At 70.7% G+C, this 18,306-nt stretch carries 13 protein-coding genes; 10 read left to right on the top strand and 3 right to left on the bottom strand.

All coding sequences use genetic code 11. From position 1 onward, the window contains the following. Positions 1-40: 40 nt before the first annotated feature. Positions 41-1,066 carry an LLM class flavin-dependent oxidoreductase gene (locus tag ACYCO6_RS13310; protein WP_459772231.1) on the bottom strand — a complete coding sequence of 342 codons (1,026 nt, stop codon included), beginning with the start codon at positions 1,064-1,066 and terminating at the stop codon, positions 41-43. A gap of 201 nt (positions 1,067-1,267) precedes the next feature. Here ACYCO6_RS13310 and ACYCO6_RS13305 point away from each other — a divergent pair, with 201 nt between their 5' ends. The 3 genes from ACYCO6_RS13305 to ACYCO6_RS13295 all read left to right on the top strand — a co-directional run bounded on the left by ACYCO6_RS13305 (position 1,268) and on the right by ACYCO6_RS13295 (position 4,416). Then, positions 1,268-2,470, top strand: a complete 1,203-nt coding sequence (locus ACYCO6_RS13305; protein ID WP_459772230.1) for a pyridoxal phosphate-dependent aminotransferase — start codon at positions 1,268-1,270, stop codon at positions 2,468-2,470. 503 nt (positions 2,471-2,973) lie between these two features. Further along, positions 2,974-3,351 carry a hypothetical protein gene (locus ACYCO6_RS13300; protein WP_459772229.1) on the top strand — a complete coding sequence of 126 codons (378 nt, stop codon included), beginning with the start codon at positions 2,974-2,976 and terminating at the stop codon, positions 3,349-3,351. Positions 3,352-3,462: 111 nt separating this feature from the next. Next, positions 3,463-4,416 carry a DMT family transporter gene (locus ACYCO6_RS13295; protein ID WP_459772228.1) on the top strand — a complete coding sequence of 318 codons (954 nt, stop codon included), beginning with the start codon at positions 3,463-3,465 and terminating at the stop codon, positions 4,414-4,416. 19 nt (positions 4,417-4,435) lie between these two features. On the opposite strand, the gene ACYCO6_RS13290 is transcribed toward ACYCO6_RS13295, so the two are convergent. Next, a complete protein-coding gene (locus tag ACYCO6_RS13290; protein ID WP_459772227.1) occupies positions 4,436-4,705 on the bottom strand; it encodes a hypothetical protein in 270 nt (89 codons plus the stop codon). Between the two features lie 327 nt (positions 4,706-5,032). On the opposite strand from ACYCO6_RS13290, the gene ileS reads away from it, so the two are divergent. The 7 genes from ileS (at position 5,033) to ACYCO6_RS13255 (ending at position 14,644) form a co-directional block, all read left to right on the top strand. Continuing rightward, a complete protein-coding gene (gene ileS / locus ACYCO6_RS13285; protein ID WP_459772226.1) occupies positions 5,033-7,999 on the top strand; it encodes an isoleucine--tRNA ligase in 2,967 nt (988 codons plus the stop codon). 88 nt (positions 8,000-8,087) lie between these two features. Next, positions 8,088-8,603, top strand: a complete 516-nt coding sequence (gene lspA / locus ACYCO6_RS13280) for a signal peptidase II (RefSeq protein WP_459772225.1) — start codon at positions 8,088-8,090, stop codon at positions 8,601-8,603. Positions 8,604-8,763: 160 nt separating this feature from the next. Then, positions 8,764-9,426, top strand: coding sequence for a hypothetical protein (locus ACYCO6_RS13275; RefSeq protein WP_459772224.1), 663 nt, complete (start codon positions 8,764-8,766; stop codon positions 9,424-9,426). Positions 9,427-9,585: 159 nt separating this feature from the next. Continuing rightward, positions 9,586-10,995: a M16 family metallopeptidase gene (locus ACYCO6_RS13270; protein WP_459772223.1), complete on the top strand. Its 1,410-nt coding sequence runs from the start codon at positions 9,586-9,588 to the stop codon at positions 10,993-10,995. Positions 10,996-11,101: 106 nt separating this feature from the next. Continuing rightward, positions 11,102-12,397: a M16 family metallopeptidase gene (locus ACYCO6_RS13265; RefSeq protein ID WP_459772222.1), complete on the top strand. Its 1,296-nt coding sequence runs from the start codon at positions 11,102-11,104 to the stop codon at positions 12,395-12,397. Positions 12,398-12,599: 202 nt separating this feature from the next. After that, a complete protein-coding gene (locus ACYCO6_RS13260; RefSeq protein ID WP_459772221.1) occupies positions 12,600-13,550 on the top strand; it encodes a ring-cleaving dioxygenase in 951 nt (316 codons plus the stop codon). A gap of 320 nt (positions 13,551-13,870) precedes the next feature. After that, complete coding sequence (locus ACYCO6_RS13255) at positions 13,871-14,644, top strand: ferredoxin--NADP reductase (protein WP_459772220.1); 774 nt, start codon at positions 13,871-13,873, stop codon at positions 14,642-14,644. Positions 14,645-14,858: 214 nt separating this feature from the next. Here ACYCO6_RS13255 and ACYCO6_RS13250 read toward each other — a convergent pair whose 3' ends face one another. After that, entirely contained in the window at positions 14,859-18,305 is a 3,447-nt protein-coding gene (locus tag ACYCO6_RS13250; protein WP_459772219.1) for a YhdP family protein, read from the bottom strand. Position 18,306 lies beyond the last annotated feature (1 nt).

Here is an 18,306-nt window from a genome sequence, read left to right as displayed (position 1 = left end):
CCGTCGCCGCCAGGGTCTGGCCGGTGCGGCGCGTGACGGCTCAGGCGGCCTGTGAGGCGCTGCCGAGGCCCCAGGCCTGGGCCAGCAGCGCGTAGGAGTCGCGCCGTGCCGCCTGATCGGGGATCGCCGAGACGATCATCAGCTCGTCGGCCTGCGTCCGCGCGACCATCTCGGAGAGGCGCGCCCGCAGGGTCTCCGGGCCGCCCACATGAAGCCGGTCGCGGCCGCGCTCGATCTGCATCCGCTCGGATTCGGAATACGGGTAGGCCAGCGCCTCGGCGAGGCTCGGCAGTGGCCGGTACTCGCCCCGCTCCCGCCGCAGCGTCGAGAGGCGCGCGCTCGCGGCCAGCCGCTCGGCCTCGGCATCCGTCGGCGCGCAGATCGCCGCTACCGCCAGAATCGCGTGGGGCGTCTCACCGAGCCGCGTCGGCCGGAACCGGCGGCGGTAGTCGAGCATCGGTGCCTCGGCCGGCATCCCGGAGAAGTGCTGCGCGAAGCCGAAGCCGCAGCCGATCTCGCCGGCGAGCCGGGCGCTGTAATCGGAGGAGCCGAGCAGGAAGATCGGCGGCAGCGGGACGTCCGCCGGGCTCGCCGTGATCCGGGCGAACGGGTGCCCCTCCGGGAAGCCGCCATCCCAGAACAGAAGCTCCTGCAGGCGGTCGAGGAAGTCGTCGCCCCCGCCCTCCCCCGGGGCCTCGCGGCGGCGCAGGGCCCGCGCGGTGAGGCCATCCGTGCCGGGCGCCCGCCCGAGACCCAGATCGATCCGCCCCGGGAAGAGCGCCTCCAGCACCCGGAAGCGCTCGGCCACCATCAGCGGCGGGTGGTTCGGCAGCATGATCCCGCCCGAGCCGACCCGCAGGTTGCGGGTCGCGGCGGCGATCTGGCCGATCATGATCTCGGGAGCCGGGCTCGCCACGTTGGGCAGCGCGTGGTGCTCGGCCAGCCAGTAGCGCCGGTAGCCGAGACCGTCGACGTGGCGGGCGAGCGCCAGGGTGTCGTGCAGCGCCTGTGCCGGTGTCGAATCGGCGCTGACGAAGGAGAGGTCGAGGACGGAGAGTGGGGTCATGGGCAGGATCTGGTATCGCGGCGCCGGCAAAGCGAGGGCGATGGCGTGGGTGAGACCTGCGCCGCTCGCCGGACACGAGACCCTGCTCCGTGCCGCGCACCGCCTTGCCGGCCCAGCGTCCCGGGCCTAGGGTCCGCCGCGCCGCAAGACGGGCGGCGCACGGGTGGCCCCTGCCCCCGCAGATCTGGAGCACCGCACGCCATGGCCTTCCTCGCCGACGTCCTCTCGCGGGTGAAGCCGTCCGCGACCATCGTGATGACCCAGAAGGCCCGGGACCTGAAGGCGTCCGGCGTCGACGTCATCAGCCTGTCGGTGGGCGAGCCGGATTTCGACACGCCCGAGCACATCAAGCAGGCGGCGATCGCCGCGATCCACCGGAACGAGACCCGCTATCCGCCGGTCTCCGGCATCGTGCCCCTGCGCGAGGCGATCGTGCGCAAGTTCAAGCGCGAGAACGGGCTCGACTACAAGGTCTCGCAGACCATCGTGGGTACCGGCGGCAAGCAGGTGCTGTACAACGCGTTCCTCGCCACCCTGAATCCGGGCGACGAGGTGGTGATCCCCCGCCCCTACTGGGTGTCGTACCCGGAGATGGTCGGGCTGTGCGGCGGCACGCCGGTCTTCGCCGACACCGACATGGAACACGGTTTCAAGCTCCAGCCCGAGGAGCTCGACCGGGTGCTGACCCCGAAGACCAAGTGGATCGTCCTCAACTCGCCGTCGAACCCGTCGGGCGCCGCCTATTCCCGCGACGAGATGAAGGCGCTCACCGACGTGCTGCTGCGCTATCCCGATGTGCACATCCTCACCGACGACATCTACGAGCACCTGACCTACGGCGACTTCGAATTCGTCACCCCGGCCCAGGTCGAGCCTGCCCTGATCGAGCGGACGCTGACCATGAACGGCGTCTCGAAGGGCTATGCCATGACCGGCTGGCGCATCGGCTATGCGGCCGGGCCGGAGAAGCTCATCAAGGCGATGGACTTCGTCCAGGGCCAGCAGACCTCCGGGGCGACGACCATCGCGCAATGGGCCGCGGTGGCCGCCCTCGACGGGCCGCAGGACCACTTGGCGAGGTTCCGCGCGGCGTTTCAGGGCCGGCGTGACCTCGTCGTGTCGATGCTCAACCAGACCAACGGCCTGACCTGCCCGACGCCCGAGGGCGCGTTCTACGTCTACCCGTCCTGCGCGGCGCTGATCGGCAAGAAGACCGAGGCCGGCAAGACCATCGAGACGGACGAGGATTTCGTCATGGAGCTGCTCCAGGCCGAGGGCGTGGCCGCGGTGCACGGCTCGGCCTTCGGGCTCGGCCCGAACCTGCGCATCTCCTACGCGACCGCGAACGCGGTGCTGGAGGAGGCCTGCCGGCGCATCCAGCGGTTCTGCGGCTCGCTGCGGTAGGAGCCCTGGTTCAGGGTTTCGGACGCGTCCCGGGCTTCCGGTGCGCTGATACGCTTCGCCGCGGGTATGGTGCGAGGCTGATGGCCGCGGAAGTTGCAGAAACGAGCTTGGCTCTGTTGCCGGCTCGGCTGCCACCCTCTACACGGGCTGTCCCCAGCGGCCGATGCGCCTGAAGGTTTCGCGAGCCCGCTCGGGCCTGCATGGTAGCGGGGCCGGCAGTGACGGGGTGGTCCGGACCAGTTCTCTGGGCCATTCCTGTGAGGCTCAGTGGGCCGAGTTGCTGCAGGAGTGTCGGGAGCGCGGGGAACAGGAACCGCGGGTCCGGCGCAAGGCCCACATCGATTTCGCCTCTTCCCGCCCCGCCTCTTCGGATGCGCAGACCTGCCCCGTTCCGGGACAGGTCCGACCGCGGCGGTTGCGGCTTCGTTCACGCTCCCGCGCGATGATGCGACAGGGCCGGGGATCCGGTTCCGCGCAACCGCGTTTTCTCGGGCCTGACGACCATGCGAGCCCTGCTCACCGGCGGCATCAAGGCGATCCTCGGCATCGCCGCGCTCTCCACCGCCGCCCATTGGACCCTGCGCGTGCAGCGTGAGTCCGCGACACCCGTCGCTGCGGCGGCGAGCTTTCCCGATCCGACCGTGACGGGCTCCATCGAGCCGCACCGGGTTGAGCGCCAGGTTGATCGCCAGACCGAGCGCCAAGTCGCGGCCGCGAGCGCGCCGGTCCCGGCAGCGGCCCCGGCGGCTCTGCGCGCCTCTTCGGGTCTCGACCAATCCCACCTCGCCGCCCTGATCGCGGGCGCGACACCGCCCAAACCCAAGGTCGCCAAGACGGCGACCAAGACCGCGTCCGCCGAGAAGGGCGCGCCCAAGCGCTGAGCCTCACGGTTCGTGAGGCGTGCCGGCTGCATGGTTCCTCTGCGCCGGACCGGATACCGCAGCGACGTCGGGCATGACAGGAATACAGGCCTTCACCGAGATTGGGCAGGCATGAGCACCCGGGTCGCGACGTCCGCCACCGATGATCTCGTCGCCACGCGCGCCGCTCCGGAACCGGATCTCGCTCGCCGCAGCCGGATGGTCGGCATCGCCCTGATGTGCGGCGCGGTGGCGTTCTTCGCGAGCCTTGATGCCTGTGGCAAGACGCTGGCGCGGGCCGGCGTCGACCCGCTCGTCACCACCTTCATGCGCTACGCGGCGAGCGTCGCGATGATCTCGCTGTTCATCAATCCCATACGCACGCCGGGGGTGGTGAAGAGCCGGCGGCTGCCGTTGCAGATCGCGCGCTCGCTTCTGCTCTTCGCCTCCACGGCGCTGAACTTCCTGGCCCTGCGCTACCTGCAGCTCGCTGAGACGATCTCGATCCAGTTCGCCGCGCCGCTGACGGTGGCGCTGCTCGCCGGGCCGTTGCTGGGCGAGTGGTCGTCGCGGGCGCGGCTGGCGGCGATCGGTGTGGGCTTCCTGGGCGTGCTGGTGATCGTGCGTCCCGGCGTCGGCGGGATGCACCCGGCCGCGCTCCTCTGCGTGGCCAACGTGATCGTCTACGCCTTCTACGCGATCATCACGCGCAAGCTCGCAGCCTACGACTCCACCGCCACGACCATGTTCTACACGGGGCTCGCGGGCCTCGCCCTGATGGCCCCGCTCCTGCCCTGGATCTGGACGAGCCCGACCAGCCTGACCCACTGGGCGCTGCTGTTCGGGGTCGGGCTGTTCGGGACCCTCGGCCACTGGCTCTTGGTGATGGCGCATGCCCGCGCGCCCGCCAATGTGCTGGCGCCGTTCATCTACACGCAGCTCCTCTGGTCCGTGACGCTGGGCTTCCTGCTGTTCGGCGATGTGCCGAGTCGCTGGACCGTGGCGGGCGCCATGATCGTCGTCGGCTCAGGCCTGTACCTCCTGGCTCAGGAGACCATCCGCCGGGACGCGCGGCCGTCCGCCTGAGGCGGCCGGCCCGTCCGGATCAGCGGCCCAGGCGCTCCTGCCGCTCCATGCGCTCCTCGCGCCGGTTCTCACGGGCACGCCGGGCGGGATCCGGATCGGTGCCGAGCACGCCGCCGACCGTGCCGGTGGCCGCGCCCACCGCGCCGCCGACGACGCCGCCCACGGGACCGGCCGCGGCCGTGCCGTCCTCGACGCCGCGCTGGGCGCCGCGGACCGTGCCCTGGGCCTGGGCTTGGCTCGCCAGCGCGAGCGGCGCGAGGGTCAGGGTGGCGATCAGAAGTCTCATCATGGTCAGCTCCCGGAAATGGATCGGGTTCGACCCGGCGCCGCTGCCGGGGGGTATCCACCAACGGTCCGGGCGCCGAAAAGTCTCATCCGGACTCACGGGCGCGTGATCCGCTCTGCCGCTGGCCTCGGGCCGGAGCCGCTGATAGAGAACGCGTCATGCACGCTTCGCGCGCCCTGCGCGGCTTCGGCCGCCCGATTCGAATTACCGGCCCGGCCTCCGCCTGAGGGCCCGCTCCGGCGCGGCCGCGCGGAGGTCCGGGATCCTCCTGCCGCCTGACCCGATTCCGCCGGCCTCATCCCGCCGGCCCGACCGCCGATGCGAGATCCGATGACCACCCCCGAGACCGCGCCCGCCCGCGACTATTCCAAGACCCTGTTCCTGCCGCAGACCGAATTCCCGATGCGCGCCGGCCTGCCGGTCCGCGAGCCGCTCTTCATCGAGCGCTGGAAGCAGATCGACCTCTACGGGAAGCTGCGCGCCCGCGGTCAGGGTCGGCCGAAATTCGTCCTGCACGACGGGCCGCCCTACGCCAACGGCAACATCCACATCGGCACGGCGCTCAACAAGATCCTCAAGGACGTGGTGGTGCGGTCGCAGACCGCCCTCGGCTTCGACGCCAACTACGTTCCGGGCTGGGACTGCCACGGCCTGCCGATCGAGTGGAAGATCGAGGAGCAGTACCGCGCCAAGGGCCGCAACAAGGACGACGTGCCGGTGATCGAGTTCCGGCAGGAATGCCGGACCTTCGCGGCTCACTGGCTCGACGTCCAGCGCGAGGAGTTCAAGCGCCTCGGCGTCACCGGCGACTGGGACCATCCCTACGCCACCATGGCCTTCCCGGCCGAGGCCGTGATCGCCGACGAGCTGATGAAGTTCTCGATGAGCGGCCAGCTCTATCGCGGCTCGAAGCCGGTGATGTGGTCGGTGGTCGAGAAGACCGCGCTGGCCGAGGCGGAGGTCGAGTACGAGGAGCACGTCAGCGACACGGTGTTCGTGGCCTTCCCGATCCGCTCCGGCGCCGAGGGCGACCTCGCGGCGGCCCGGGTGGTGATCTGGACGACAACCCCCTGGACGATCCCCGGCAACCGCGCCGTCGCGTATTCCAAGAAGATCGCCTACGGCCTGTACCGGGTCACGGAGGCGCCTGCCGACAACTGGGCGACGCCCGGCCAGACTTACGTGCTCGCCGACAGCCTCGCTGCGACCGTGTTCAAGGCCGCCCGCGTCGAGGCGTTCGCGCGCGTGGGCGACGTGCGTCCGGAGGCGCTCGCCGGTCTCACCCTGGCGCATCCCCTGGCCAAGCTCGGCTACGGCTTCGCCGTGCCGATGCTTGAAGGCGACCACGTCACGGACGAATCCGGCACCGGCTTCGTCCACACGGCGCCGAGCCACGGCCGCGAGGATTTCGAGCTCTGGATGGCGAGCGGCCGGCTGCTGCGGGAGCGCGGCATCGACACGACCATCCCCTACACGGTGGATGCCGACAGCGTGCTCACCGCGGCGGCCCCGGGCTTCACCGGCACCCGCGTGCTCACCGCGAAGGGCGAGAAGGGCGATGCCAACAAGGCGGTCATCGCCGCCCTGACCGAGGCCGGGGCGCTGATCGCCCGCGGCGTGCTGCGCCACCAGTACCCGCATTCCTGGCGCTCCAAGAAGCCGGTGATCTTCCGCAACACGCCGCAATGGTTCATCGCCATGGACAAGCCGGCGGAGACCCTGGGCAACCGGACGCTCCGCGAGGTCGCGCTCAAGGGCATCGACGATACGCAGTGGGTGCCGCCGCAGGGCAAGAACCGCATCACCGGCATGGTCGCCAACCGGCCGGACTGGGTGGTCTCGCGCCAGCGCGCCTGGGGCGTGCCGATCACCGTCTTCGTCCACCGCGAGACCGCCGAGATCCTCAAGGACGAGCGGGTCAACGCCCGCATCCGCGACGCCTTCGCGACCGAGGGCGCCGACGCGTGGTTCCGCGACGACGCCGCGCAGCGCTTCCTGGCGCCCGACCACGACCCGGCGTCCTACGAGAAGGTCACCGACGTCCTCGACGTCTGGTTCGATTCAGGCTCGACCCACGCCTTCGTGCTGGACGATCCGGAGGCCTTCCCGGGGCTGGCCGGCGTCACGCGCGTCCGCGACGGCGGCCAGGACCGGGTCATGTACCTGGAGGGCTCCGACCAGCACCGCGGCTGGTTCCAGTCCTCGCTGCTCGAATCCGCCGGGACCCGCGGCCGGGCGCCCTACGACATCGTCCTGACCCACGGCTTCGTGCTCGACGGCAAGGGCCTGAAGATGTCGAAGTCGAAGGGCAACGTCGTCGCGCCGCAGAGCGTCATCAAGGATTCGGGCGCCGACATCCTGCGCCTGTGGGTCGCCGCCTCCGACTACACCGACGACCTGCGCATCGGACCGGAGATCATCAAGACCTTCGCGGAGACCTACCGGAAGCTGCGCAACTCCCTGCGCTGGATGCTGGGCTCCCTGGCCCACCGGGTCCAGGGCGACGACGTGGCGTACGCCGACATGCCCGAGCTGGAGCGGCTGATCCTGCACCGGCTCGCCGAGCTCGACGGCGAGATCCGCGAGGCCTACGCGGCCTTCGACACCAAGCGGGTGGTGGCGCTGCTCAACGGCTTCATGACCGGTGACCTGTCGTCCTTCTACTTCGACGTGCGCAAGGACGCCCTGTACTGCGACCCGATCTCCTCAATCCGCCGCCGGGCGGCGCTCCAGGTGATCGACGAGGCCTTCCGGCGGGTGGCGATCTGGCTCGCCCCGGTGCTGGCCTTCACGGCCGAGGAGGCGTGGCTCGACCGCTACCCGTCCGAGGACGGCTCGGTGCATCTCCAGACCCTGCCGGAGACCCCGACGGACTGGCTCGACGCCGCCCTCGCGGAGCGCTGGCACAAGATCCGGCGGGTCCGGCGGGTGGTCACCGGCGCCCTGGAGATCGAGCGCGCGGCCAAGCGCATCGGCGCGAGCCTAGAGGCGGCGCCGACGGTCTACGTCGCGGACCCGGAACTGCTCGCGGCGCTCGAGGGCTGCGACTTCGCCGATACCTGCATCACCTCCGACATCACGGTGGCGGCGGGCGAGGGACCGGCGGAGGCCTTCCGGCTCGACGAGGTGCGCGGCGTCGCCGTCGTGCCGAGCCCGGCAGAGGGCCGCAAATGCGCCCGCTCCTGGCGGGTCAGCCCGACCATCGGCAGCGATCCGGATTACCCGGACGTGACCCCCCGCGACGCCCAGGCCCTGCGCGAGTGGGACGCGGCGCATCCGGAGGCGAGCGCGGCGTGAGAGCGTCCCGCACCTTCTTCGGTGTCGCGATTTCCTCTCCCCGCGTGCCGGGAGAGGGGGCAACGCTCCCCATCCGCCGGCCCAGTCCATGACCCCCGCCCGTGCCGGCCTCCTGGCCCTCCTCCTCACGCTGATCTTCGACCAAGCTTCCAAGCTCGGCCTGTATTTCGGCACCGACCTCGTGCTCACACAGCCCTGGCGGCTGGCGCCCTTCGCCGACTTCGTGGTGGTCTGGAACCGGGGCGTCTCGTACGGCCTGTTCCAGCAGGAGAGCGGGCTCGGGCGCTGGTTCCTGGTGATCCTGTCGCTCGCTGCGGCGCTGGGCCTCGGGATCTGGATGCGTCGAGCGGGCTCGCGGCTCCTCGCGGTGGCGCTGGGCCTCATCGTGGGCGGCGCACTGGGCAATGCCATCGACCGGGCCGTCTACGGCGCGGTCTTCGACTTCGTCCACCTGCATGCGGGCCGTTGGTCCTGGTACGTGTTCAACGTGGCCGACGCCGCGATCGTGGCGGGCGTGATCGGCCTGATCCTCGACAGCCTCTCCCCGGCCGCACGGAGAGGACAGAAGGATCCCGTGCAGGGCGACCCGGCGCCGCGCCTGTGATCCGCGCAACACACAGGTACACCTGCATTCCCGCCCTGGCACGACGTGGTCAAGGCGCCATACGATCGCCGGAAACCGGCCTCAGGCCGGGACCTGTCGGATCGGACCGCGCCGCGGCGATCCCTGAACCGGACATTCCGTCCGGAACCCGTGAGGCAGCATGACCGGGCATCGCAGGCTTCGTCTCCTCCTTCCCGCCGCGGTCGCGCTGGCGCCGATGCTGGCGTGCGGCGCACAGGCACAGGAGCGCGGCGAGTTCATGCGCGATGCCCTGTCGGGTATCGGCCTCCTGGAGAAGCGCCAGGATCCGATCGACTATCATGAGCGCCCGCCGCTGGTGATGCCGCCCAAGCTCGACGGCAAGGCCCTGCCCCAGCCCCGGGCCCGTTCCACCAGCACCGCCTGGCCGAAGGATCCCGAAGTCGCCGAGCGCGAGCGCGCCGCCGCCGAGCGCCGCCGGCCCAAGGGCAGCCAGGCGCGGGGGCGCTACGACGACAACAACGCCACGCTCTCGGTGGACGAGATGCGCAGCGGCCGCCGCGCCGGCGCGAACGTGACCACCGAGGCCGAGCGCAAGCCCGGCGAGCACAACCGCGACGACAGTCTGCTCAGCCCGTTCGATCTCCTGAAGGGCAAGAGCGCCAATGCCGAGCCCTCCGACGTCGAGCCGAGCCGCGACGTCCTCACGGATCCGCCCACCGGTTACCGGCAATCGCCGAAGAAGCTGGCGCGCCCACCGTCGAGCGACCCGATCAACAATGCCAGCCGCGAGCACGAGGAGGCCGATCCCGGGGCCTATCTCCGCCAGCGGGCACAGCAGTAGCGGGGGCGCCGTGTCGCCGTTGCAACGGCGGCCCGGCATGGCAACATGAGATGTTCGTCCCGGTACGGCTCTTGCCCGCCGGTGACCAGGACGGTTCCGATCTGCGCGTGTGTCCCGACATGAGGCGCATGGATGCGGGGCCGGCAGAAGGAAAGCGGAATGCACCTGTTCAGGAAGGCGACGCCCCCCCTCTTCCCGCTGCGTCCGGGCTCGCCCTTCGGCGGCAGCGCCGGCCGGGGCGAGGCCGCGCCGTTCGGGCGTTCCGAGGCGGGCGGACCGGAGGTGACGGCCTTCACCCTCGACAACGGTCTCGACGTGGTGGTCGTCCCGGACCACCGGGCCCCCGTTGCGACCCACATGATCTGGTACCGCAACGGGTCCGCCGATGATCCGCTCGGCCAGTCGGGCATCGCCCACTTCCTCGAGCACCTGATGTTCAAGGGCACCGAGAAGCACCCGGTGGGCGCCTTCTCGAAGGCGGTGTCGGGCCTCGGCGGCCAGGAGAACGCCTTCACCAGCTACGACTACACCGCCTACTTCCAGCGGGTGGCCCGTGACCATCTCGGCACGATGATGGAATTCGAGGCCGACCGCATGAGCGGCCTCGTCCTCGACGATGCCGTCGTCGCCCCCGAGCGCGACGTGGTGCTGGAGGAGCGGCGCATGCGGGTCGAGACCGACCCGTCGGCCCAGCTCTCCGAGGCGATGGCGGCCTCGCTGTTCGTGCACCACCCCTACGGCATCCCGATCATCGGCTGGATGCATGAGATCGAGGGGCTGAACCGCGAGCACGCGCTGGCCTACTACAAGCGCTTTTACACGCCGGAGAACGCCATCCTGGTGGTGGCCGGCGACGTCACCCCGGACGAAGTCCGCCGTCTCGCCGAGAACACCTACGGCCGCGTCGCGCCCCAGGGCGCCCGGCCCGAGCGCCTGCGGGCGCGGGAGCCGGAGCCGAAGGCGCTCCGCCGCGTCGCCGTGGCCGACCCGAAGGTGGAGCAGCCGACTCTGCAGCGGCTCTACCTCACCCCCTCCTGCATCACCGCCCGCGACGGTGGCTGCCACGATCTGGAGTTGCTCGCCGAGGTGCTGGGCGGTGGCTCGACCTCGTACCTCTACCGCAAGCTGGTTCTGGAGACCGGCCTCGCGGTAAATGCCGGCGCCTGGTACATGGGCTCGGCGATCGACGACACCCGCTTCTCCGTCTACGCGGTGCCCGCCGAGGGCGTGGCCCTGGAGAAGCTTGAGGAGGCCGTCGACAGGATCCTGCGCCGCGCCCCCGCGGAGGCTCTGGACGCCGAGGCGATCGAACGAGCCAAGACCCGCCTCGTCGCCGAGACGGTCTACTCCTCCGACAGTCAGTCGTCGCTGGCGCGCATCTACGGCTCGGCGCTCGCGATCGGCGAGACCATCGAGGAGGTCCGCCGCTGGCCGACCGATATCGAGGCGGTGACGCAGGATCGCCTCAAGACGGCTGCCGAGCGCTGGCTGACGCCGGCCCGCTCGGTCACCGGCTACCTGACCAAGGCGCAGGATTCCGACGCCCCGGTCGCGATGGCCGCCGAGTAGCCCGGGCGCTTCCCGACGGCCCGGTTCCGGGTTCATGATCGGGAGGCGCGCCGAAAGGGAGCCTTGGCCCGCTCCGCCGTCGCCCGTGACAAGAAAAGAGGTTCCCATGAGCTTGGCCGAGAATCTGGTCGAGACCACTGCTCCCACCGTCAGCTCGCCTACGACGGCGCTGTCGGTGTCGACCGCCGCCGGTATCGAGGCGTGGCACGTCGAATCCCCGGTGGTGCCGATGATCGCCCTGGCCTTCACCTTCGAGGGCGGTGCGGCCCAGGATCCGGCCGGCAAGGCCGGTTGCGCGCAGATGCTGGCGCGGCTCCTCGACGAGGGCGCCGGAGACCTTCCGTCCGACGTGTTCCAAGAGCGGCTCGCCGCCCGGGCCATCGAGCTGTCGTTCCATGCCGGGCCCGATGCGATCGGCGGCTCGCTCAAGATGCTGGTCAAGCATGCCGACGAGGGCATCGCGCTCCTCGCCCTCGCGCTGGCCAAGCCCCGCTTCGATCCGGACGCGATCGAGCGGGTGCGGGGCCAGGTCATCGCGGGCCTGCGCTACCAGCAGAACGATCCGGGTGTCCTGGCCTCGCGCCGCTTCTTCAAGGAGGCGTTTGCCGGCCACCCCTACGCCCGGCCCTCCTCCGGCACCGTGGAGAGCGTCGCGGCGATCACCCGCGACGACCTGCTGGAGATGCATGCCCGCATCATCGGACGTGGCCGGATCAAGGTCGCCGCCGTCGGCGCCATCGGGGCCGAGCAACTCGCCGAAGGCCTGAACCGCGCCTTCGGGGCGCTCCCCGAGGCCGGCGCGCTGAAGGCGGTGCCGCGCACGGAGGTTCAGGATCTCGGCCGGCGCGTCGTCGTCGACCTCGACGTGCCGCAATCGGTGATCCGCTTCGGCATGGCGGGCGTGCCGTGGCGCGACCCGGACTTCATCCCCGCCTACGTGCTGAACCACATCCTGGGCGGCGGCGCCTTCACGTCGCGCCTGTTCCAAGAGGTGCGCGAGAAGCGCGGCCTCGCCTACTCGGTGGGGACTTCGCTGGTCAGCCACCGATCGGCCGCGATGACCTGGGGCTACACCGCCACCAAGAACGAGCGCGTCGGCGAGGCGCTGTCGGTGATCGGCGACGAGATCGGCCGGCTCATCGCCGACGGGCCGGACGACGACGAGCTGCAGAAGGCCAAGGATTACCTGACCGGCTCCTACGCGCTCGGCTTCGACACCTCGACCAAGATCGCGCACCAGCTGGTGCAGATCGCCTTCGAGGAGCTGGGCATGGATTACATCGCCCGGCGCAACGCCATGGTCTCGGCCGTGACCCAGGCCGATATCCGCCGCGCCGCCGCCCGCACCTTCGCGGATGGCAAGATGCTGGTGGTCGCCGCCGGCCGGCCGGTCGGGCTCTGAGCCTTCGACTCAGGCTGTTCGGGCGACCGGTCGCGCACTTATCCGATCCAAACCCCTCATCCTGATGCGGGCGCCTCAGGATGAGGCCGCGCATGGAAGAAGCCGTTTCCGGCCCGATCCCGATCGGCCTGGAAGGCTCTTCGCTCGCAACGGCGGCGGGGATCCCTACCTGAGGCGCATCGGCGCCAACCCCCGGACCGACATGCAGCTCACCGGCATCCATCACCTCACCGCGGTGACCGCCCGCGCGGCGGAGAACGTCGCGTTCTACACCGGCACGCTGGGCCTGCGCCTCGTGAAGAGGACGGTGAACCAGGACGACGTCTCGGCCTACCACCTGTTCTACGCGGATGGTCTGGCGAGTCCCGGCACCGACCTCACCTTCTTCGACTGGCCGGCGCCCCGGGAGCGGCGCGGCTCGAACAGCATCACCCGCACCCATCTGCGCGTGCCCGGGGAGGGCGCGGTGGCGTGGTGGCACGCGCGCCTGCGGGAGGCCGGGATCGTCGAGGCCGAGCCCGTCCTGCGTGACGGGCGCCTCTCCCTGGATTTCGAGGATCCGGAGGGTCAGCGCCTCGCCTTGGTGGATGATGGCGGGACTGGGCCGGAGCATCCCTGGGCCGGCTCGCCGGTGCCGGCGGCCTATCAGATCCGCGGCCTGGGGCCGATCCGGCTCTCGGTGCCGGCGCCGGCCCGTACGGCGGCCGTGCTGACTGAGGTGCTCGGCATGCACCGGGCCCGTGCCTTCGAGACGAGCGACGGCCCGGTGGAGGTCTACGCCATGGGCACCGGCGGCCCGGCCGCCGAGGTTCAGCTCCTGGCCGACACGGCCGCACCCGCCCGGCAGGGTGCCGGCGCCGTCCACCACGTCGCCTTCCGCATCCCGGACGCGGATTACGGTGCCTGGGCCGACCGGCTGACGGCCGCCCGGGTCCCGACCAGCGGTCCGGTCGACCGCTACTACTTCCGCAGCCTCTACTTCCGCGAGCCCAACGGAATCCTGTTCGAGATCGCAACCGACGGGCCCGGCTTCACCGCCGACGAGCCGCTGGAGACCCTCGGCGAGCGCCTCGCCCTGCCGCCGTTCCTGGAGCCCCGCCGGGCCGAGATCGAAGCTGGCCTGAAGCCGCTTAGGCCCGACAGCGCCGCCTGAGCTGGCTCCGCGGGAGGCCTGGTCCCCGGCAACCCTCCCATGTCCGCGACGCGGCTGCAGGCGTTGCGCTGGGACGCTAAATATTCGAACGATTCCAGGCCGTTCACTTCTTTCGCGGGTGTGATCCCGGCGCGCCTTGACGGGTGTGCTGCAACTGCGAAAGAAGCGGCACGCGTGTGTTGATCATCCGGATCCGGGCGGGCCCTCTCGCCGAGGGTCCACCCCCGCCCGGGCGGGGCGGCGGGGATCCGCCGAACCATGCCGTCCGAATCGTCGGGGGCATGAGCCGAGCATCAGAGGATTCGAGGACTGATCCGTCGATGAGCAAGTTCTACGAGGAGCGCGTTCTCTCGGTCCACCACTGGACCGACAACCTGTTCTCGTTCCGCACGACCCGCGATCCGTCGTTCCGGTTCCGCAACGGCGAGTTCACCATGATCGGCCTCGAGGTCGACGGCCGGCCGCTGCTGCGCGCCTACTCGGTGGTCTCGGCCAATTACGAGGAGGAGCTGGAGTTCTTCTCGATCAAGGTCCAGGACGGCCCGCTGACCTCCAAGCTCCAGCACCTCAAGGTCGGCGACCCGATCATCGTCGGCAAGAAGCCCACCGGCACGCTGGTGCTCGACAACCTGCTGCCTGGCAAGAACCTCTACCTGCTCGGCACCGGCACGGGGCTCGCGCCGTTCCTGTCGATCATCAAGGATCCGGAGACCTACGACCGGTTCGAAAAGGTCGTGCTGGTCCATGGCTGCCGGCAGGTGCAGGAACTCGCCTACGGCGAGACCATCACCGAGACGCTGCCCAAGCACGAGTTCCTGGGCGAAATGATCTCAAGCCAGCTCATCTACTACCCGACCGTGACCCGCGAGCCGTTCCGCAACCGCGGCCGGATCACCGACCTGATGGTCTCGGGCAAGCTGTTCGAGGATATCGGCCTGCCGCCGATGTCGATCGAGAACGACCGCTTCATGCTCTGCGGCAGCCCCGACATGATCCGCGACACTCGCGAGCTTCTGTCCTCGCGCGGCTATGAGGAGGGCAACCACGGCGAGGCCGGTCACTACGTGATCGAGAAGGCCTTCGTGGAGAAGTAGGCTTTTTGGGCTGCGGCTTTCAGCCCGGTGCGGTCCCCGCACCGGGTGTTTTGCGCCATCGCGGTCGTCGCCTTTGCAAGCGAAGGTGCCGATCGTCGGCTACTCGCCGCCCTGAGACACGTTGCTGCGCTCGTGATGACGGCGCGGGCAGCACCGGCCTCATCGTTCAACCGGGAACCGCTCCGTACGATCCGCCCGTCACGCGGCGCCCGCCCTACTGCGGCACCCCCTGCATCCCGTCCGCGAACGGGCCACCGCCCGCGCTGAACAGCTTGCGCAGGAAGCCCGGGGCGATGGCCGAGAGCGGGTTCACGCTCACGTCCGGCGAGGTGAGCTTGCCGACGACGCGGAAATTGACCGCGAACAGCCCCTCGTTGTGCCCTCCACCGAGGAGCGGCCCGAGCAGCGGCAGCTGTGAGGCCACGTTGTTCAGCCCGTAGAGCGGCACGAAGGTGCCGTTCATGTCGGTGCGCTCTCGGCCGGTATCGAGCCAGCCCGACAGGGTGAAGCCCATGGCGGCGTTGGAGATCGCCGCATCACTGAAATCGACCCGGGTCCCGGTGCGCACGAAATTGGCCCGCATCCGGTCGAAGGTCACGTCGCCCGCCGCCCGGCCCGGGGCGACCCGGCGCCCCCGCGCCGCGTCCGTATCCGCCGGCTCCGGCCCCTGCGCCATGATGCTCGACAGAGCCGGCTCGTTGCGCAGCGTGAAGTCGCGGATCTGTACGACGCCGGATTGTGGCCCGTCATTGAGACCGATGCCGGCATTGAGCCGTCCCCCATGCATCCGCCGGTATACGTCGACGAAGCGCAGGGTCGCGCCGGCATCGGCCGCATCCACGGCGAGGGTGGGCACGCCGCGCTCCCCGCGGGTGACGGAGGCGGCGAATGGCGCAGACCGGAAGCGCCCGGTGATGTTGGCGGCGCGCAGGGTTTTGCCGTGCATCGAGAGGCGCAGGCTGGCGTTGGTCAGCGCCTCGTCGTTGAAGCCCGTGACGATCGGCACTTGGATATCGGCGTCGATATCCTTCGGGTTCGTCTCCCGGGCCTCCCGGCCGCCCTTGGCATCCGGCGCGCCCAGGGATTTCAGGAACGGCCGCGCATCCACCACCGCGCCTCGGACCACGACCTTGTAGCCGCTGCCGGTCCGGTCGAGGCTGACCCGCAGATCGTCGCCGGGCGAGAGCTTGACGTTCGTCAGGTCCGCACGCTCCAGGCCACCCTCCGGGGTGATCGTCACGCTTCCGCGGGCGGCGGCCGGGGCCGCGTCGAGGGCGAAGTCGCGCAGCTCCAGGGCTTGGCCGCTATCCACGAGGGTGAAGGTGAGCCGCCCGGGCCTGCCGGCGGGCTTCGTCAGCCCCGGCAGCAACCCGTCGATCCCGGCCTTGGCGAGGTCCGCCTCGACGCGGATCGGCGGCTTGCCGGATCCCGGCCGGCCGATCGGCACCACTGCGCGGACCGGGATCGTTCCGGTGAGCTGCGGCGCGGTGGGCAGGCCCTTCCGGCCCCGGACCGCGTCGTCGAGCAGGAGGTTGACCACCGCCTCGCCCGGCTGGCCGACCTTGGGCTGGCGCAGGTCCACGGAGACGGGCGCGCCCGCGACCCGGCCGTCGCCCTTCAGCCCGAAGGCACCGCGATCGTACGACAGGGAGAACTTGCCGGCTTCCAGCCGGTCCTTGCCCATCACCTTGTCCACCGACAGGTCGGCCAGCGTGCCGGTCAGGGTCACGGGCAGGTCCGGCAAGTCGGGGATGTGCTTGAGGTCGAGGGGGAAGTCGACGCGCAGGTCGGCGTTGCCCTTGATCGTGGCCGGGTCGAGATCGACGCTCATCACGCTCTTGAACAGCTTCGCCTGGAGCACGGACGCCATCCCGTCCGCGCCGCCGGAGAGCCGCATGCCGATCTGCGCGACCACCCGGTCCGGGGTGATCTGCGGGATGACGAAGCTGCCGTCCGAGATCGCGAGCCCGCGCCCGTCCGGCCCGTGCACCTCGGCCGTCACGTTGCGCACCGTGGTCGAGCGCCCGGTGATCACCCCGACGACGTTGCCCTTCGTCACCGGCGGCGCGTCGGCGTTGACGTCGATGGCGGCGTCCGAGACGTGGAAGTCGATACGGACTGCGTCGTCGGGGGCGGGATCGCCCCGGGTCGCGGCGGCCAGCACGGTGCCGGACATCTTCACCCGGATGTCGACGGAATCGACCCGCCCGTGCCGGAGCTGGTCCACCAGATAGGTGCGGGCCGGCGGCGCGATATGCTCCGGCCAGAGGCGCAGCCCGGTCCGGACCTCGCCGTCATGGCCGACGATGTGGAGATTGAGGCCGCCCTCGTCGGCCGTGGTGCCGATCGTCCCGGTGATCGTCCCCGTCACGCCCGGGGCGGACAGGTTGAGCGCGTCGATGACGATGCCGCCGTCGCGGCCCGAGAGCTGCGCGTCCATCGCGTCGATCTTCACCGGCGCATCGTGCGGCGTCGCCCCGCGCAAGACGGCGTCGCGGCTCGCCAGCGTCGCGGTCCAGGCCGTCTGCGCATCCGGGGGGCTGCCCTTCCACGCGCCCGTCAGGTGCACGGCGTTGCCGGCCCCTCGGTAGTCCAGGCCGGTGAGCGCCATCACGCGGCCGGCCTCGTCCCAGTCCACGGCGGCGTCGAGACTCTCGACGGTGACCGGGTTGAAGTCCTTCTCCTCGATCAGGAACGTGCCGTCGCCGGTGTGGAGCTTGGCGCTCATCGTCTTGATGCGACCGGCCGCCAGGCTGACATCGGCGCGGGCCGAGACCTTCAGGTCCGTGGTCAGCGGCAGGCCCGACTGGCCCGACAGCAGCAGGAGGTCGGTCACCGGCAGGTCGTCCAGGGTCATGACGCCCGAGCGTTCCTGCCCGTCACCACCATCGCGCAGCGAGCCGCCGAAGCGCCATTCTCCGTGCGGCCCGTCGAGCCGCAGCTCGAAATTGCGGGTCCCGTTGACCGGATCGCGCCCGAACAGGCCGTTGACCCGGGCGAAGACCGCGCGCTCGTGGCCATCCTCGTCGATCAGCCGCAGGCGCGCATCCGTGATGCGGGCGCGGTCGAGGGCGCCGACCACGCCGCTCGAATCGAGGACGACGCCGAAGATCGACGCGATGGCGGCCGAGAGCGGCGAGACGCTGCCCCGGATTCCGTCAACGCTCGGCGGCGTATGCGGCGCGATGTCGACGGGGTGATTGGCCTCCGAGGCCGCGAAGGCGATGGAGCCGTCCCGGTGCAGCAGCGCGGTGGTCTGCGTCTCGCGGAACTCGATGGAGCGGGGCTGGAGGTTGAGGCGCAGGAGCCCCCAGAGGTCGAGGCTGACCAGCGCCAGGGGCGCGCGCACCACCAAGTCGCCCTGCGGATTGCGGATGTCGAGGCCCGAGAAGCGCAGTCTCAGCGCGTTCTCGCGGTCGAGTTCGAGGCTGCTGCCGCGGATGCCGATGCTCCAGCCGGGCCCGATCCGCTCGGCCACCGCGGCGGCGACGCGGCGCGAGAGGCCGTCGATCTGCAGCGGCCCGTTCGACAGGCGCAGGGCCACGAGGCCGAGCCCGGCGCCGAGGAGCAGCACCAGGGCGAGGGCGCTCACGAGGCAGAAGCCCCCGACGCGTCGCGCCTTCCCCCGAGGCCTGCATGCCGACGTTGTCTCGTCCGCCATC

The sequence above is a fragment of the Methylobacterium sp. CM6257 genome, assembly GCF_054611515.1.
Note: the sequence above shows the minus strand (reverse complement) of the source record. Positions and strands in the feature narration are given on the sequence as shown.

Coding starts and splice junctions, on each gene's coding strand:
- ACYCO6_RS13310 (WP_459772231.1), bottom strand. CDS start 1,066: ATGACCCCACTCTCCGTCCTCGACCTCTCCTTCGTCAGCGCCGATTCG.
- ACYCO6_RS13305 (WP_459772230.1), top strand. CDS start 1,268: ATGGCCTTCCTCGCCGACGTCCTCTCGCGGGTGAAGCCGTCCGCGACC.
- ACYCO6_RS13300 (WP_459772229.1), top strand. CDS start 2,974: ATGCGAGCCCTGCTCACCGGCGGCATCAAGGCGATCCTCGGCATCGCC.
- ACYCO6_RS13295 (WP_459772228.1), top strand. CDS start 3,463: ATGAGCACCCGGGTCGCGACGTCCGCCACCGATGATCTCGTCGCCACG.
- ACYCO6_RS13290 (WP_459772227.1), bottom strand. CDS start 4,705: ATGATGAGACTTCTGATCGCCACCCTGACCCTCGCGCCGCTCGCGCTG.
- ileS (WP_459772226.1), top strand. CDS start 5,033: ATGACCACCCCCGAGACCGCGCCCGCCCGCGACTATTCCAAGACCCTG.
- lspA (WP_459772225.1), top strand. CDS start 8,088: ATGACCCCCGCCCGTGCCGGCCTCCTGGCCCTCCTCCTCACGCTGATC.
- ACYCO6_RS13275 (WP_459772224.1), top strand. CDS start 8,764: ATGACCGGGCATCGCAGGCTTCGTCTCCTCCTTCCCGCCGCGGTCGCG.
- ACYCO6_RS13270 (WP_459772223.1), top strand. CDS start 9,586: ATGCACCTGTTCAGGAAGGCGACGCCCCCCCTCTTCCCGCTGCGTCCG.
- ACYCO6_RS13265 (WP_459772222.1), top strand. CDS start 11,102: ATGAGCTTGGCCGAGAATCTGGTCGAGACCACTGCTCCCACCGTCAGC.
- ACYCO6_RS13260 (WP_459772221.1), top strand. CDS start 12,600: ATGCAGCTCACCGGCATCCATCACCTCACCGCGGTGACCGCCCGCGCG.
- ACYCO6_RS13255 (WP_459772220.1), top strand. CDS start 13,871: ATGAGCAAGTTCTACGAGGAGCGCGTTCTCTCGGTCCACCACTGGACC.
- ACYCO6_RS13250 (WP_459772219.1), bottom strand. CDS start 18,305: ATGGCGGACGAGACAACGTCGGCATGCAGGCCTCGGGGGAAGGCGCGA.